The following is a 17,470-nucleotide window of genomic DNA, read 5'->3' as shown; positions in this document are numbered from 1 at the left end:
CTTCAGTCCTGCCAACTAGACAGACTGAATCACTGGTATCTCTGAGTCGCAACCGCGGCCTTTTTCAACGGAATCGGCCCAGAACCGTCGCATAACCTGTAACGTTCTCGATGTGCTCTGAGCGGAGGTCGCGCGGCATATCGTCGGCGCGGTTTCAAGTTAGTCTGATGGCTTTCTGCAAAGCCAGAAATCCCATCGAGCTCGATCTCACTTCGTCGCCGGTACGTCACCTTCGTCGCAAGAGGTTCCCACCAGTCGCGACAGATAGTGATTCATAGAGGCCTCGCTTCCTGAACAGGCTCGTCCTGTTTGGGGGTGGGAGCCAACAAAGTGGCGGGATTTTCGACCCATGTTATTTCGTCCAAGCTCAGGAATACGAGCATACCGCGCTTGGCTCCCGTCGCCTGCAGATAATCTCTGAGCTGCGCGGCGTAGCGATTTCGGACTGTCGGACTTGGGTTAACATCCGACTTCCAATCAACCGCCACCGCCACACGGCCGTCCCTGATCACGAGCGCATCCGCACGGCCTGCGACGAGAACACCTTCCCCCGAAGCCCAAATTGCCACTTCAGGCAAGAGCAAGGGGCGGATTTCCCCGATTTCTGGCAGGGCTAGAGCCCGCACCGCGCATTTCGCCATCTCTTCCGGATCGGGGCGGGTCTGCTTCTCGTCCCCGTCCGTCGGGAGTTGGCCGAGCAACTCTTTCGCGCGGGAAACGGCCTGTCGTTCCTCGGCCTCCAATTCACCAGTCAGGAACTCCTCCATCAATTTGTGGAGGACAATCCCCCGTAATGCTCCGCCGCCAACCACTTCCATTTGTTCGGCAAAGGAATCTGTCACGACGACGGTGTCGACGGGATCAGCCAGGCGGTCTTGATCGTGATCGCTCGGACGGCGCCAGACAACGGGCGGTGTTACCTCGTTCACCTTTATCTGCTCTGCCGTGAAAGTATCGGCGGATTGATGGTTCTCGTGCGCTGGCACTTGGCGCACGCCCGATGCGGGGAAGCCCGAAACGCCCAGCTCTGGGATCTCCCTTTGCTGAAGATCAATAGAACTGAACCATGAGCTTTTGGCAGCTTGAGGGATATGCGGAAGGATAAGGAGATCCCGCGCTCGGGTGCACGCTACGTACCAGATTCTCTCGCGTTGGTTGGCATCTTCCCGACTTTCCTCCGCGCGCGCCGCGGCCAAGTCCGGTGGCGCGACTCCTCCGACCATCCAGTGCAGAGTGTTGTCGGACTGCCGATGCACAAACTGATCCGGGCGATAGAGTTCGGTCGTTGAATTGATCGGTATGACGACCGGCCATTCTAAACCCTTCGCTTTGTGTATGGTGACAACCTCAATCGCGTGCTCGGCAGCGTCGATGCGCCCCTCCGGCGCCCGCACTTTGCGTTCCCAATCCGCCTGCAAGTCTCGAACGAATGCGCGCAGCCCTGTAACTCCATAGCCACGCGCGCGCTCGATGAGTGCGTCCAGATTGGCGAGCGCCCGTGCGTTACGGTTGCGGTGGCGAGCCGCCATGATCACGCGCACGTTCAGACGTTCAATAGCCTCAGTCAGGATCAGGCTTGGCGTCGAGATCGCTGCGCGCCACCGCAGATCTTGCAAACTGATGAGGATTGCTTTCGCGACGTGATGTTGGACCGCCGAAGGATCGGTCCGTACGCTAAAGAAGCTCGGGCGTCCGTTTGTCTCCGGCAGCCCAGCAGTGATGTCCAGAAGTTCTTGGTCGGTTAAGCCCACCAGTGGTCCGCGCATGAGCGCACCGAAGGCCAGAGTGTCGGAGGAATCGGCCAGCACACGAAGGAGTGCGAGGATATCCTGAGTCTCCTGCCGCCGCATGAGGGACTGACCGGCTTGCGACGATACGGAAAGGTTACGCTGCTCTAGCGCGCGTTCGTAGCGCCAGAGCTCGGTGTGCCCTGGCGATAGAAGTGCAATGTCCCCGGGCTGAAGGGGAGAAAGGGAGCCGTCTGCGCGCCGGATCATCATATTCCCGATCAAGCGAGAACAGATGTCTGCGACCTTTTCGGCTTCGGCCTCACGGAACATCTCCGCGTAGATGCGTCCTTCGGTCGCCACTTGGATCGTGAAGCGGGTCACGCAGGGAACGGGATACGAACCGTCAGGGAGCGTTGACGCAAGCCCGACATATCTGGGCTGCCCGGTCTTGCCGAAGACCGTTTCAAAACACGAATTGACGTGTTGAATGATCGCCTTCTGAGATCTAAAATTCGCCGTTACTTCGATGACGGCTCCGCCTTCCTGCGCGCTAACAAGTCGGCGGCAGAGTTCATAAATCTCGATGTCCGCGCCTCGGAACCGATAGATCGCCTGCTTTGGATCCCCGACCAGGAACAGCGAGCCGGGCCGCAAGCGACTGTCTTCCCAACGCTCCACACGATCGTCAGTGGCGATGGAGAAAAGAATCTCGCTCTGAACGCGATCGGTGTCCTGAAATTCGTCGACCAGAATGTACTTGTAACGTCGTCCGATTGCGCGACGGACTTCCTAGTGGTTGCGAACCAGGAAACGCACATGCAAGAGGAGATCGTCGAAGTCGAGCACCGCCGCCGCCCGCTTTCGTCCCTGGTAGCTTTCGATCAGAAGATCGAGCGACGCCGACAAAATGCAGACGAGTGAACCTGCGATGTGCCCGATCAGCTTGTTCCAAGTGTCAACAACTATCAGATAGTGCTGGATCGCAGCGTCGCTGGCCGACTCACCCGGATGCGCGCCAAAGATCTCCGCTGCTTCACTGTAACTCCTGAGCTGAAGTCCCTTGGCGAACAGTCGACATGGAGCAGCATCACACAATCGCCATAAGGTCGCGAAATCGGGGGTGCTATCGAAAACGTGTTCATATCGCGCCGAGAGCCGACGCAGCTCATGGGCAATTCCCCGGGCGCAGTTGTCGTTGTCGATATTTGCTTGCCACCTATAAAAATCATCGACAGCCTGGGCAAACACGATGTCGGGTCGGACATCTTGTGGTGGAGGAATTGGAGCCGCTTCCGGATGTTCCCGCCGTAGCATAGCAAGTTCACGAATGAGATCGACGACCTTAAGCGGAATCTCCTCAGCGAGCACGACAATAGGGTCGTCCTCTATCCCGCCGCCCTCGGCGAGCCTGCGGGAAAACCAGGCAGAAAGCTCGCCGCGAAACAGCGCTTCCGCCACCGTTTCATCGACTATGCGCGCGCCCGGATCGAGGCCGGCCTGTACGCCGTGGCTACGAATGACGGCCTGGCAAAAGCCGTGAATTGTCGTGGCGGTCAGTTCGTCAAGCCTCGGTGCCGCCGCAGAGAGCGCCGCTTGCTGCGCAGCTGTGAGGCCAGAAGGGAGCACGGGCTTGATGAAATCGGGTATGTGGCCTGTTAGGAGCGCTTCCACCGTCTCCCTGATACGGCGGGCGAGCTGGCCGGCAGCGAGGTCTGTAAAGGTAATGGCGGCAATGTCCCCGGGTCGAAAACCAGCCGCCAACATCATCGCGACGCGCCCGGCCATGAGCGAGGTTTTTCCCGTCCCGGCGGCGGCCTCGACCAGAAGGACCGACGTGAAATCAGTCATCGCGCGAATACGATTATCTTGATCGACCAGCGTCATTTGGACGAATTCCAGAGCTTACCAAGCTTCTGGTTGGCGGCGCGAAAGTCGCCTCCTTTGCGCCGGAGGTAGCTTTCACGATCCGCAGGAAAGGCGAGGCGCATATCATCGTAATGCGCGTCCTGCTCCGACCGCGGCGCGATGCGTCCACTGCGCAAGATCTCCACCCCTGCCACCAAGAAAGTGGTGGCCTCGACAATCGCATTATCCAGTTCGTCGCCTCTCAATTCGAATTTGGCGGGTTCATCGGCGAGGTAGATCAACCTTGCGACAATCGTTCTGACCTCCGGAAGAAGTGTGCGGACCGTCATGGCGTAGAGCACGCGTTGAAGCTCACGTCCCTGTCCGAGCATGATACGCTGACTCTTCGGCGGCGGCTTGGTGCTCTTGTAATCAGTGATCTGCACGCCGTCGCCCGAAGCGCGTATATCGAGACGATCGATCCGACCGCCATAGACGAGTCCAGCTTGCGCAATCGGAATCTTGATCGTCTCATTCCATGGAAGCTCGCTACGTGTTGATGCTTCCTGGCCAAACGGAACCTCGCTCCAGCTTCGGGTGTCGGCCCTAGTCGGATCATCGGACGCAAGCCCCTTGGCCGTGCGCCGGGCTGCTTCCTTCACGGTATGCTGCCAAATTATCGCCGGCGGTACGGAGCGCTGTAGCGGCCAAGAAGCCATGATCCTGGACGACGCCGCAGCGATAGCTGCGTCGATCTCATCCGGGTTGGCGCGAGCGAACCCCGGACTCGGTTCAAGCCTCGTGATCGCGCCGCTGATGAGCTCGTGCACGAGTTCGCCAAAAGCCATGGGATCCAGCTGAAGGGGTTCTGGCTCCAAGCGTATGGAGTGCCAACCCAACGCGTAGCGCCAGACGAAGCCGAGCGGATCGCGCAGAAGGCGCTGCAGCGATGTCGTTGATTGAGTGCGGCCGAGCGCGGCTAGAACCGCAGGATGGTCGGCCGCGATCAAGCCGTCGTGGCGCGTTAGTGTCGAGTCCCGCTGCCAATTCCGCCAGCAAAGCTGGCTTTGGCGAACATGCTCGAGCTGCACTGCTTCGCGAGGCCGGGCCAACAGGCGGTCAGCTTCACTGAATGCGTGCGCAGGAATCCGGTCCCGCTTGTGGATGACCTCGTCCTCTGGCCAGAGCGAGCTCGGGGAAAGGATGCTGCCCTTCGCGTTGCGCTCTGGCCGTGACAGAATCAAAGCTTCGCGGGTTCCATAGCGGATGACATCAAAATGCAAGCGGTCGCGGTCTGCTGTCGTGAGTCCATGCAATTTCCGCCGGTCTAGAAGATGGTCGGGGATCAGAGGGTCGTCACTCTCTAAGCGAGGCCACGATCGATTAGTCAGGCCGAGCAAACGGACAAAGGGGCGCGGGCTCGCAGCCAAGTGTGACGCAGGGCACCAAACAATACTGTTCGCCGGATCTCGTCCATCACTTACCCGCAATGCCTGCAGCGAGAGCGCTGTTGCGTGGGGCGGCGCGCTCCGTGATGCTTCTTCCCACATGGCCAGGCTGGGGCCGCTGAGCAGCAGCCGGCCGGCCTCTCGGCCTATGTTGGGCCCACGTGCGAGGAGGTCGAGAGCCGGGAGGAGGATGGTCTCGGCAAGAATGCCAGCCGCACGATGCGACCGGCCCACGATAAGTGCTTCGCGCCATTGGTCCAGCGTCTTCAGGCCGGCACTCCGCGGTATCGACGAGAACCAATCTTCTGGAAGGGTGCTCATGAACGGGCGCGCCGGCAGGCGGCGGAAAAGTCGCCAAACGCGTTCCTGGCTCAGGCCGTTCGTCAAAATGTCTGCCAAGGCCGCACAGGCCTGTCCTTCAGGCGTGCTGAGTGCTGGAACGCCGTGCGAGAAATGGAGCGGAAGTCCAGCGCTATTTGCGTAGGCGAGAAAGTGGTCGTCCCAGTCCGGCGTCGACGTCGCCGCAATCGCGACCTCCTCAGCCCTTGCTTGGCCCGAAGACAGGAGCTGGCGCATCCATCGAAGTGACTCCACGACCTCGGACTTTGGATCGGCGCTCGCCTCCGCCGAATAGTTAGCCGGAGTAACCGCTGCCCGTCGGCGAAGCGTGCCCTTAAACCATGCATTCTCGGTTTGGACGCGCGTATCCCAGGATAGTTCAGTGAAGCGGGCGATTTCATTTAGCAAGGGGCGCCAGACGGCATCGATCTCCACGACCCCCTCGAGTGTGACAGGCCCAAGCAAGGTCTTCGACCGCGCTGCCCGCGATATCGCAGCGTCACGAAGATCGCGAGGCAGTCTCCTGGAGGCAGGAAGAAGCTCCCTTATGCGTGTCTCGAGCAAATGCAGATCTGCGAAGCGACCGAGGTGCTGGGGGAGGGATGAAAGGTCGATATCCGCACGCCATAGTGCATCGAGCGAGTGAAGCACAGCTCGAGGCATGCCCGGCAAGCTCGAAACGTTGCCGAGATCCTGGAAACCGCCGGCGGCCAACGCCGTTTGAATAGCAGGATAGAGAAAGTCGGTAGTGACGGGGGCTATAAACCCGCCAGCAAGCCGGGCAGCGACAAGTGGAAGGGTGAGAATTTCACGTCCAATATTGCCCTGGCGTGCAGCCGCCACACGCTGCATGCGTATCGCCAATGGCCCGTGTACGACGAGCGTGGAGCGGGCGATCATCGAGCCAAATCCTGTAACAGTTCATTGGCCGACCTCAATCGCAAGCCCGCGAGGGCGCATCGTTGCTATCGGAGCTCCGTCCCATGAGGCATTCTTCGATCGCACCGTGGCTTCGTAGCGGATTCGAACAACAAGTGAACAGACTGCAACTTTAAAGCGTGGAGGTCAACTGGAAGAAGGGAGTAAGTCCAGCGATCGCGGCTGGTGCGCCGCATCTAAAGATCTGGGCTGTGGTGGCATTGTGGACTTGGGTCGCGGGAGCTCGGACCACGGCGTCTGTGCCGCGGTGATGTAGCAGGCAAAGCGTCGCGACAGGTTTGACAGCAATAGTGCTTGCAACTTTAGATAATTCACAAGAGGATACGCGCGTTCAATTGTTGATCTGCTAGGTTTGGCCATATTTTATCTATTTGACCGCGTCCTCTTGAAGGGAGTGGGACATGAGTTCTTCCAAATCTAAACTTGAGCGCCTCCGCAACTACAACGCATTCATTCGTGATCTTGACCCGAAGCTTAGCCAGGAGGGCGTCGACATCGCTCGGAGCACTCCGACCCTTGAATCCATGCCGGGCGTTGAATCGGCTGACGCCGCGGCGGCCTCGGAAGTTGGGCTGGAAAGTATCATCCTGAGGACGACGCGTCCCGTTCTGGAAATTCACAATAATGAAACCGTCATCAAATTTGTCGACCAGGCCGACAGCGCCATCTGGACGGAGCGCCTGACGAGAGCCAAGCCCGTTCTCGATAAGGTCATACGCGCCGTCGGCCGCATCAATTTGGAGGGCGCGCGCCTCGATTGGGTTGGCACAGGCTGGCTTGTTGCGCCCAACATCATGGTCACAAATCGTCACGTTGCACGGGAGTTCGCTGCCCGGAAGGGCGACGGCTACACGTTCCAAGTCGGTCTCGATGGCCCAATAAGCGCGACTGCGGATTTTCTCCAGGAGATCAAGAATCCGAGCACGCTGATCTTCAAGCTGATCCGGCCGTTGCATATCGAGAATGAACCTGGCCCCGATGTGTCATTTTTCGAAATCGAAGTCACCAGCGGCGAGGCCAAACTGGCCGAACCGATCGCGCTTGCGAGCGACATTGGAATTACGCAGAACGTGGCGACCATCGGTTATCCGGCATATGACAGCCGGATTCCCGAGACGAGCCTGATGGAGGATGTTTTTGGGAAGATCTACAACAAGAAGCGACTTGCTCCGGGAGGTATCACGGAGATCAGGTCGTCGCTCTTGTTGCACAATTGCACGACGCTGGGCGGCAACTCCGGCTCGGCCGTTGTCGATCTTGATAGCGGCAAGGCGCTCGGCCTGCATTTCAGCGGCAGTTTCCTCGCTACCAACTACGCCGTACCCGCCGACGTCGTAAAGCGGTTGCTCGACCGGGTTCGCAACGGTGGCGCCGGCGTCGCCATCAGCCGTGCAGAGTCTCTCAAGCCGGCAGCGCAGCCCGTGGCCTCGGCTGCGCGCCGCATACCCACCGCGAGACTTGCGCGAGGCGGCGGCGGCAACACCAGCATCACCATTCCGCTGACGGTGACGGTTTCGTTAGGCGATGCGGCTGGGCCCGCTCAGCGGACCGTTCGGTCAATGCCCCCGGCGCCAACCGATGTCAGCAATGACATGGAAATAGGAGCCGAGGCCCGTGCCGAGGATTATCACGACCGTGAAGGCTACCAGCCCGATTTTCTCGGCGACGGCAGCCTGAAGGTCGCGCTGCCCTCGGTCACGCGCGCTGCGGATGACGTGCTGGAATTCGAATTTGATGGCGAGACCCGGACCGATCTGAAATACCTGCACTATTCGGTCGTCATGAGCCGCAGTCGCCGGATGTGTTTCTTTAGCGCCGTGAACATCGACGGCAATCTGTCGAAGAAGAGCGGGCGCGTCGGCTGGAAATGGGATCCCCGCATCCCCAAGGAACAGCAGATCATGAACGAATGCTATGGCAGCCCGCCGAAGTTCAGCCGCGGTCACATGACCCGGCGGGAGGATCCCGGCTGGGGGAAAAATGCGAGCATAGCCAAGCAGGGCAACGAAGATTCGATGCACGTGACCAACACGACGCCGCAAATGCAGGCGTTCAACGCGCCGATCTGGCTTGCTCTCGAGGACTACGCCCTCGGCCACGCGCGTGAGGACGAGATGAAGATCTCGGTATTCACGGGCCCGTACTTTAGCAAGAAGGATCCTGAGATGTACGGCGTGCGCATCCCGCTGGCTTTCTGGAAGATCATAGCCTTCATCCACGACGAAACCGGCAAGCTGTGTGCCACCGGCTACGAAATGAACCAGGAATCGACGCTCCAGCCCGAAGAGGAGTTTGTGTTCGGCGCGTTCACCTCGCCGCAGCTCATGGTCGCGACTCAGATCTCCATCCGCTCGATCGAGGCGCGCAGCGGTCTCAGCTTCGGCAAGCTCGCGAGCGTCGATCCGCTCGCCGGTGCCGACGAGGGACTTGGTGAAGGACCCGTGATAGCCCTGGAGGCGCTTGAACAGATTCGGTTCGTGTGACCAGCCGATCGGTCGGCGCAGCCTGCGCGCCTTGCCGTTGGATCTACCAGGTCACCATCTGGATGAGACTGCTGAACATTGACTCTACCAATTTCAGCAAGCCGGCGCCGTCTCCTGGTGGGCGCCAAACTTGCGAGAATGCAGTTGCGTCCGACTAACGATTGCAGAATGTGCCCTACGGTAACCGGCGGCGACCGAAGTAGGAGGAGCAAATGACCGATCCGCGTTTGGCAGCGCGCGCACGCAGCTTGCGCGAGATTCTGTCTAGGCAATCTGGTGCACATTCTTCGGAGAGCGCGCTCGAATCCGTTCAGTCTCAATTTCATCCCGATGACGTGCTTGCGCGAATGAACGATGTGCTCGAGAACATGCCATCCGACGAAATAGATAACGAAGAGGATTTCAAGAAGGCGTTCAAGACGCTCACCGAAGCGGGCGAGCCGGCGTTAAATCGGTTGATACAATCAGCGTCCGGGACCTCGGCGACTGCCGAGGAGGTAACCTGCCTGGAGGCGATTGTCGCCACTGATGGGTCGCTGCCTAGTTTCCTACTGCGGGGGGAAGGGGACTTCGATCACAATCATCCGTTTCTTCGCGATTGGCGCGACGACATGATCGCGTTCGCACCGACACTCAAGAGCTTGGCGGGAAGCGTCGGCCGGATCCAGCCTGTCAATGGCAACGCATCGAAGTTCATCGGCACCGGTGCGCTCGTGGACCGCGGAAAGGGACTGGTGCTGACTAACTTTCACGTCGTAGATGACGCGCGGACGCGTTTCGGTATTGCCATGGAAGGAGATGATAAGTTGCTGCGGGTTACAGGTGATCTCGCCATCGACTTCGACGGCCTGGTTTCTGCCGCGACGCGCAATCGCTTCCGCGTGAAGGAGGTGCGATTGCCCGAGGGTGTCGGGCGCGGCTTCAGAGGTCTCGATGCTGCGGTGCTATACGTCGAACCTCTCGATCAAACAGAGAGTCATCTGCCCGCGAAGGCCATCAAGCTGAGCGCCGATGCAGCTTACGCCAATGGTATAAGCAGCAAGCTGATCACGATCGGATTTCCTGGCGAACCGGCGCGTATCACTCCCCCCGGAGCGACGATCGACTGGGATTTCGTGATCAAGACTTTGTTCGGTAACCGCTTCGGAGTGAAACGGGTTGCCCCGGGACGATTCATGAACAGTCCAGGCGCGGTCGAAGGCGATGCCTTCGACCGCGTGCTGACGCACAACGCGACAACGTTTGGCGGAGCATCTGGCTCACTTGTGTACGCCTGGAAGGACGAAGGCGCTCCGGCGTTCGGCCTGCACTTCTCGGGTCTTACGTTAAGTGCGAACAACGCCGTGTCGCTGCACAAGGCGGCAGACGCGCTGCGAAACATAGGTGTCCCTATTGAGTGACTAGCCATGAACGGTGCCGTGCAGACCGTAGCCGCCGATGCATTGGCCGATTGGTGCCGGCTGAGCGTTGAGACGTTCGGCACGATTTACTCCGAGATCGTCGCGAATACGGGTGCAAGGCCCTGGGCTGTGCTGGTCGTCGAGCCGTCGAATATGCCCTCAACCACCGCCGGGCGCACGGCTCTGTTCCGGCACGCTTGCCGGGAAGCACAGTCCGTCGACTTGCTCGTCGATCTTGCCCTGCGCATTACCCGGGCAGAGGTCAACGTGCTGCAACGTGGTCAGGCCGAAGCTGACACCATTGTCGGTCAGATTGTGACCGCTGCATCCGGTCGGGAAGGCCGCATGCAGCGCCTGACCCAGGAAGGTGTGCTCTTCGGACGCGAGACGCTGGAGGGGCTGCTGGCGGTAGATGACGCTACCGCACTGGTTTATCGCAACGGGAAAGTCGCCGGCACAGCCTTTCTTGTCGGGCCCGATCTAGTCTTGACCTCTGCTCACGTCGTGATGTCAGACGATGGAAACAAGTTTCTGGACAAGCTTGCGACCAACCTTTCGTTTTCCTTCCTGACGTTGCGCGGATCGGCAAACAAGGATCCCGTCACGGCGGTTCCCAGTTCTAACAAGCCGCTCGAAGCCTTCTCCCTTCCGTGGGGACGGCCACCCGATCGGCTGTCTGTACCGCCTGAGAACGGTTCGCCGAATTGCCTCGATTACGCATTGATTCGGCTCGATCGGCAGATTAGCCACCTCAAGCCGCTCACTCTCGACACGCCACCGAAGCCGGAACAACAACAAGAATTGGTTGTTCTTGGTTTTGCCGGCGGCACCGCGATGAAGTGGGGTGTCGGGAGGGTGACGGCCGTTGCGACCGAGCGCCTCGAACACAAGGCAAGCACACTGCCCGGGATGTCGGGCAGCTGCTGCATCAACGTTTCTGGCATTCCGATCGCGCTACACGAGGGTTCAGTTGAGCAAAGAAAATTTGCCTTGGGCGGCGGCGCTACCAAAGACGGTGCGAATCGCGCCGTCTGCCTGTCGGTAATACGGAACGCAATGAAGGCAAGCGGTTCTGACCCGCTTATGGCAAGACCCCGCTCGCCTGGCTACTCGATTCTCGATGAGTCGCTGGTGCGCATGTGGGCCAATGCTGGGTTACGGTACACGCAAGGCGCGATGCAGACTTGGTGGCGCGACATGGTAAAAGCCGCAGTCGGCTTTTATCCTGACGATTCTGGCGCTTTCCCCGCATTCCATCCGTGGTTCCAGCGCAAGCCTTTCGAAGACTGGATCGACAGGAGTATGCGAGAGCCGAGCCTCGATCGCTTCTGCATCGTGGCCGGGGTGCCGGGAAGCGGGAAATCGTTCCTTGCTGCCATTTTGCGGGCCAAGCTTCTCAACCCGGACTCCGACCTAGCGGTTATTTCCGCGACGCAGACCACGGCCTGGTCCTGGGACGTTGCTTTGGCCAGGTTAGGTGGTGTCCCCGGACTCGAACGAGAGCTGCGCCCGGAATCGGCGCGTGTGCGTCACGTGGAAGTGCCGGACGCTGCAAACGCCGTTGCATCTCGCGGCGGGCGTGATCCGCGAACCCAGCCGACACCGCTGTTCGTCGTCATCGACTTCGAGGGCAACTCCTCGTTCGCCGGAGAGGATTCGCCCTGGCTGCTGTTCATGCAGGAACTGCTGGCAAAGCCTTGGGTGAGGCTCGTCACAATCGGCGCACCATCAACCGTCACCTCAACACTCATTGCTGCTGCCTTTGATCAGGGCGACGAGAAATATCAGATCACTGACGTGACCCTGAATCACATAGGGGAATTCGAGTTCGAGCGGTTTGCCAAGCAGCTCTTGAAGCAAAACGGCGCCTTAGATCAGCTCGGGAAGGCAAAAGAGATAAGAACGAAGATTCTCGCCAATCATCCACCTCAGGAGTTGTCGACCGCTTGCGCGGTGCTGGCCGGTATCGTGCTGCAGCGGCATCTGGAGACCTAGACATGGTAGACACGTCCTTCGGTCTTCGACCATCGCAACCGACGCTGAGCCTTAAGGAGCGAACCTCGAGGCTGGATGCAGCCCTGCGCAGCCTCGATACCCCGGCGCCGGTTGGCGATTCGATCGGCACCGATGTCGTTTCCCAGGGCGTGACAATTCTGCGGCACCGCCTCGCGGTACGCGGCTGGGTATCCCCGCACGATATCATGAAGGACCTGGATGTAGCGCTTCAGAGTGACATTCTACGCACCATAGCTCCCGACGTAGAACTCGCAACCCAGGCCCGGCCGGGGCAATGGTTCATGAACATCCCGGCCCGAAGGCAGGTCTTTGCCGGCGTGGACACAAGCGCCCTTCAATCCCAAATCCGGGTATTGTGCGACCGCGACGAGGTCGATCCGGTCCGGCTTGCGATGTGCGTGGCCTTGGGCCTCGATCCGACACCGATCGAAAATCTCAAACCCGAAATCGTGCAGGAACTGGCGCGGCTGGGCGCATGGCGCGAATCGCCCTCCACAACTCAGGCGCCCGGGCCGAACGAATGGCTCACCAATCTCGATAGGCTCGCCGCGTCCGCGGCGGCACTCATCCAGCGGCTCCGCCGCGATGCCGAGCTCAAACGTGTTTCCACCTTTACCTTGATCGGGCGCGAGCGCGAGGAGGCTCACATCTTGAACTTTCTGCGCGGCCCGCGCAGCGTTGAGGATCGCGTACAGACCCTTTACGTTCGTGGTATCGGCGGCTCCGGCAAGTCCACGCTGTTGCTCGCTGTAGAAGCCCAGATTCGCGGGGATTCTACCCGCGTGATTCGCCTGGACTTCGACAGTCCCTACATTGATGTGATGAATCCTGAGCGGCTCGATGTGCTCCTGCTCAGGCAACTCCGCGCCGAAATCCCGGACCATGCCGCCGACTTGCAGTCGCGCATGGATCGGCTTCAGTCGCTCGGCGAGAAGCGCGTCCGGGCCAGGATCGAAGCGGCCGGTCACGTTGAAACATCCGCGTCGACCAAGTCCGTGAAGCGCGGCGTCAAGCAGACGCGCCGGGCGTCTTACGCGCCCAACGCAGCGCGGGCGGTAGAAGCCGCCAGCGTCAGCGAAGGTTACGAGCGCATTTCTGTCCTCAGCGGCATCGGCGATCTTCCGTCCATGGAGGATCGCTCGCTGATCCTTTTCCTGGATACGGTCGAGAACGTCAGCCGGCTTGGTGCGGCCGCTGTCGATTCGCTGCTCGACTGGATCAGATCGCTGACAGTCTGTGCGTTCCAGGCAGATTTGCGCGTCGTGCTCGCCGGCCGTGACGCGCTTGGTTCGCCGGATATGGCCGAATTGGCCGGCCGGTTTGAAGCGCACAGCCTCGTTCTCAGACCTGACAATGAAATCCCACTGAATGATCTCAATCCGCCCCATGCAATCCAGCTTCTAACTGAGCGAGGTATGCCCTCAGAGGCCGCGAGGCTTGCGTCCGAAGCACTACCCCGTAATCCGCTTGTGCTTTGGCTGGCTGCGGACGTGTACGCGGATCATCCCGACGAGGTCGGCGATATCCAGTCTGCCTACAAGGACGGACGTATCGATCGCCTCACTGCGGGCGGCTACCTCGCGCAGCGAGTCGTCGCACACGTTCCCAGCCAGCCGGCACGCCAATACGCCATCGCATCGATGATGCTGCCGCTTATCACCGAGCGGCAGATACGGGATATCGTCATCTCGGCGGTTGATGGCGATAATGGTATCGACCGGTCAAAACTGGCGCGCAAGGTATACAAAGCATTGCGGCGCTTGTCGTGGCTGACCGTGGAAGACGAGCCTGGCAAGCTGCGCTGGCAAACCGAGTTGCGAAACCTCGTGCTGCCGATGATTGCAGCCGATAAAGCGAATGCTTCGATCTACGAGCGCGTACGGGCGGCGGCGATCGTGTGGCACGAGCGGCAGCGCTCGCCGGATCTGCGCGCTTATGCAAGCTATCACCGCCTGATGAGCGGACACCAGAAGTACGATCAGGAAACTCAGGAGATCGCAGAGAAGTATTTCCCAAGGTTTCTGAACGACCTCCCACAGAGAGCTGCCGGCTCGCCAGATGACCATCAAACAGACGATGGGCCCGGCCACGATTCAGCAGCGCTCCACCAAATGCGCCTTGAGGGCGTGGGCGGCCTTGCCGGTGAAGGAGATCGCCTGACCGCGCAGGGCCGGGGAAGCCGTGCGCTTGAACTGTATCGGGAGCGGCCGACGCGCAAGCAAGGCGTGCCTCCGAATTTCGTGATAAAGGCCATGGCGGATACGACTGACTGGCACAACGAGGCCGAGGTCGACGTTGATGCTGTACTCAGCGAAATCCGCGACGACATGGCTAAGCGCAAGCGCGGGATGAACCGCTCAACGATTGAGCGACTTTATGGACTTACCCGGCTCGAGCTCTTGAGAAGCGGCTCGCTCAAACCCTCCCACATATCGATGCTGGCGCTGGCCTGCTCACGCCTGCCTTTCACGGCGCAAAACGGAGCGCTGTTTGGATTGGTTGCGACGACGGAAGCCCTGCACTCGATTGCTGCGCAACCTCCGCACGTCGATGTGCGGCCGACCATCGACCTGATCGCGCCCGCGGCATGGCCTCCGGCAAAAGCCCGCATCGGCTCGGAAATCCGCTTCAGCATGGTTCGTACTGTCTACGGCGAGATCGGGGGCGAAACGCGTCCGGTTTCTACTACGCTCGATTGTCTGTTGGTCATGGATCGGCGATGGGAAGCGGCGATCACGGAACTCAGCCGGGCTGAAATCCTCGCGCTCCCCGGGGGCACAGACACCGCATCGCGACTGGGCGAGCAGATGATAAGTCTTGAGGCCGCCACGCTGGCCGAGGTTGAACAATTCGTCGCCATCTGCCGCGAAATTCCCGTTCGCATCGACCTTGCACGCATAACGCGGCAGCGCGCAGCCTGGCTCTTGCGCGGAACGACGATTGAATTTCATCGCCCTTTGGCGAATGCCATCACCTCTGCCGTTCTTTCGTCACGCCCGCGAGCGGTACCGCTTGAAGGGCGACGATTGGCGTTGGACGCGCTTGTCAAAATCGTGCGCGTGCTGCGGACGCGCCCGCCGCGGGCGATGCTTTGCCTACAGGAATTTTCGTCGCAGTCGCGGCTACAAGCGCACGCGCGCTCGTTTGAATCGGCCGTTGCATCGCTTATTGTGCTGCTAGATCGCGCGCACGCGCTAGGCGCCTTCTGCCGGGAGTTTCCGGCGCTTACCCGGAATGTGGAGGCCTTCTCGAAGGACGATTCTGCCGCGTGGCAGGTCGTCTTCGACCTGTGCGATCGCTTTCAGGAGTGGGACCGTGCCCTGGACCCAATGGCCGCGCATGAAGAGATTCCAATTCGAAGCCCGGCTGACAATGCTCCAACGCCTGACCGGGCCAACACCGTTCGGATTGACCTTGCAAGGCTCCGCCGCCATATCACGAATATGCTCAAGACGGGCACGATGTCTGCCGAGGAGACCATCGATCTTGCGAGGATCGAGGCGCTCGAAACCGTGTCGCCTCCCCACATAAGCCAGGAAATCGCACTGGAATCGATCATCCTGCGCCGCCAGCGTCCGGTATTCGCGGTCAAGGACAACGACATTCAACTGAATTTCGTCGATGAGGCCGACAGCGACATCTGGCAGGCTCGCCTCGTGCGAGCCAAGCCACTTCTCGATAGCGCGATCCGGGCTGTCGGCCGCATCAATTTGCAGGGCGCGCGACTGAATTGGATCGGAACCGGATGGCTCGTGGCCGAGAATATTATTGTAACCGCTCGCCACGTCGCGCGAGAGTTTTTGGCGCGAAAGGGCGACGGATACGTTTTTCAGACGGGGCTCGATGGACTGGTTAGCGCTGAGGTCGACTTCCTTCAAGAGACGGGTAACGAATCTGAGCTCACCTTCAAACTGATAAGACCATTGCACATCGAGGAAGAGCAGGATCTGGATCTTGCTTTCTTCGAGATCGAGACCCGTGGCAATTCGAGTCTCGCAAAGCCGATCCAGTTGGCTTCCAACGTAAGAGAGACTGAAAGCGTAGCGCTCATCGGCTATCCTGCATTCGACAGCCGAACTCCGGAGCCCGAACTCATGGAGCAGATTTTCGGCAGAATCGATGGCAAGAAACGCGTCGCAACCGGCGCGGTCACTGCTGTCCAGGAATCGTTGATAATCCACAATTGCACGATACTCGGGAGTTGCCCGGGATCGGTGGTCATCGATCTTGACACTGGCGAGGCGCTCGGGCTGCACGTGCACGGCGCCTTTTTGTCGACCAGCTATGCCGTTCGTTCCGATGTGGTAAAGAAGATTTTGGACAATGTTCGAAGTGGCCGCGCAAACCCGGCAACGCGCCTCGCATCAGAACCTGAACAGGCTGCTGCCGACGACTATCGCGACCGCAAAGGTTACCAGCCCGATTTTCTCGGAGACGGCAGTCTCAAGGTCGGCCTTCCTTCCATCACGCGTGCGGCGGATGATGTGCTCGAATTCGAGTTCAACGGCAAGGCTCAGACCGAGCTGAAATATCTGCACTATTCGGTCGTAATGAGTCGTACCCGTGGCTTATGCTATTTTAGCGCCGCAAATGTCGACGGTAACCTCACGAAGAAGAGCAAGCTGGCAGTGTGGAAGTGGGACCCTCGCATCCCGAAGTCGCAACAGACCATGGGTTCGAGTGTACCGTCGGGGTTCGGGCGCGCTTACATGACCCGTCGCGGCGACACCGGATGGGGCGATTTCGAGACCGCCAAGCGCGGTAACGACGACTCGATGCACGTCACGAATGCGGCACCGCAAAAGCTGGCATTGGTTGCGCCGCTCTGGCTCGCGCTCGAGGACTATGCACTGCAAAATGCGCGCGAGGACGAGATGAAGATTTCGGTGTTTACGGGCCCGTACTTGGACGATCGGGATCCCGTCGTCGACGGCATGCGAGTTCCGCTGGCGTTCTGGAAGGTTGTCGCCTTCATCCACGACAGCACGGGCAATCTTTGCGCTACCGGGTTCGAAATGAACCAAGCATCGATACTCCCTCCGGAAGGAGGGGCCGTTGGCCAATCAACCTGGCCGCTGCTCAATGTTGCTACCCAGGTCTCGATCCGGTCGATCGAAGCACGCAGCGGCCTCAGCTTCGGCGAGTTGGCAAGCGTCGACCCGTTGGTCGGTGTCGACGAGGGAATCGGCGAAGGATCTATGATACTCTTGGAGGCGCCGGAGCAGATTCGCTTCATGTAGCCGAGATGGTGCTGGTCATTTGCTAGCTAC

Annotated in this window: 7 protein-coding genes and 1 pseudogene; 4 read left to right on the top strand and 4 right to left on the bottom strand. The window is 59.9% G+C overall.

The genetic code is table 11. From position 1 onward, the window contains the following. Window positions 1–272 precede the first annotated feature (272 nt). The 4 genes and pseudogenes from SO139_RS34200 to SO139_RS34185 all read right to left on the bottom strand — a co-directional run bounded on the left by SO139_RS34200 (window position 273) and on the right by SO139_RS34185 (window position 6,262). The gene (locus SO139_RS34200; RefSeq protein ID WP_498541392.1) at window positions 273–2,258 is read right to left on the bottom strand and encodes a UvrD-helicase domain-containing protein; all 1,986 of its coding nucleotides are present in this window, start codon (window positions 2,256–2,258) and stop codon (window positions 273–275) included. 51 nt (window positions 2,259–2,309) lie between these two features. Continuing rightward, window positions 2,310–2,507, bottom strand: a pseudogene (locus SO139_RS34195) (UvrD-helicase domain-containing protein); the annotation flags it as partial. 12 nt (window positions 2,508–2,519) lie between these two features. Next, entirely contained in the window at window positions 2,520–3,614 is a 1,095-nt protein-coding gene (locus tag SO139_RS34190; protein ID WP_498541391.1) for a UvrD-helicase domain-containing protein, read from the bottom strand. Then, entirely contained in the window at window positions 3,611–6,262 is a 2,652-nt protein-coding gene (locus SO139_RS34185) for a PD-(D/E)XK nuclease family protein (RefSeq protein WP_498541390.1), read from the bottom strand. Before SO139_RS34185 ends, SO139_RS34190 begins: the two co-directional genes overlap by 4 nt. Window positions 6,263–6,702: 440 nt before the next feature. Here SO139_RS34185 and SO139_RS34180 point away from each other — a divergent pair, with 440 nt between their 5' ends. The 4 genes from SO139_RS34180 (at window position 6,703) to SO139_RS34165 (ending at window position 17,440) form a co-directional block, all read left to right on the top strand. Next, window positions 6,703–8,784 (top strand): DNA/RNA non-specific endonuclease, encoded by a 2,082-nt coding sequence (locus SO139_RS34180; protein ID WP_498541389.1) that lies wholly within the window; start codon window positions 6,703–6,705, stop codon window positions 8,782–8,784. A 212-nt stretch (window positions 8,785–8,996) separates the two neighbouring features. Further along, window positions 8,997–10,184, top strand: a complete 1,188-nt coding sequence (locus SO139_RS34175) for a trypsin-like serine peptidase (protein ID WP_498541388.1) — start codon at window positions 8,997–8,999, stop codon at window positions 10,182–10,184. 6 nt (window positions 10,185–10,190) lie between these two features. Then, on the top strand, window positions 10,191–12,179 hold the full coding sequence (locus tag SO139_RS34170; RefSeq protein WP_498541387.1) for a trypsin-like serine peptidase: 1,989 nt from the start codon (window positions 10,191–10,193) through the stop codon (window positions 12,177–12,179). Window positions 12,180–12,181: 2 nt separating this feature from the next. Beyond that, on the top strand, window positions 12,182–17,440 hold the full coding sequence (locus SO139_RS34165; RefSeq protein ID WP_498541386.1) for a DNA/RNA non-specific endonuclease: 5,259 nt from the start codon (window positions 12,182–12,184) through the stop codon (window positions 17,438–17,440). Window positions 17,441–17,470 lie beyond the last annotated feature (30 nt).

The sequence above is a fragment of the Bradyrhizobium sp. UFLA05-89 genome (genome assembly GCF_059803475.1).
This window is presented reverse-complemented; position numbering and strand designations above follow the sequence as displayed.

Bases quoted from the DNA above. Each gene is read 5' to 3' on its own strand.
- SO139_RS34190 (WP_498541391.1), bottom strand. From the start codon at position 3,614: ATGACGCTGGTCGATCAAGATAATCGTATTCGCGCGATGACTGATTTC.
- SO139_RS34175 (WP_498541388.1), top strand. From the start codon at position 8,997: ATGACCGATCCGCGTTTGGCAGCGCGCGCACGCAGCTTGCGCGAGATT.
- SO139_RS34180 (WP_498541389.1), top strand. From the start codon at position 6,703: ATGAGTTCTTCCAAATCTAAACTTGAGCGCCTCCGCAACTACAACGCA.
- SO139_RS34185 (WP_498541390.1), bottom strand. From the start codon at position 6,262: ATGATCGCCCGCTCCACGCTCGTCGTACACGGGCCATTGGCGATACGC.
- SO139_RS34170 (WP_498541387.1), top strand. From the start codon at position 10,191: ATGAACGGTGCCGTGCAGACCGTAGCCGCCGATGCATTGGCCGATTGG.
- SO139_RS34165 (WP_498541386.1), top strand. From the start codon at position 12,182: ATGGTAGACACGTCCTTCGGTCTTCGACCATCGCAACCGACGCTGAGC.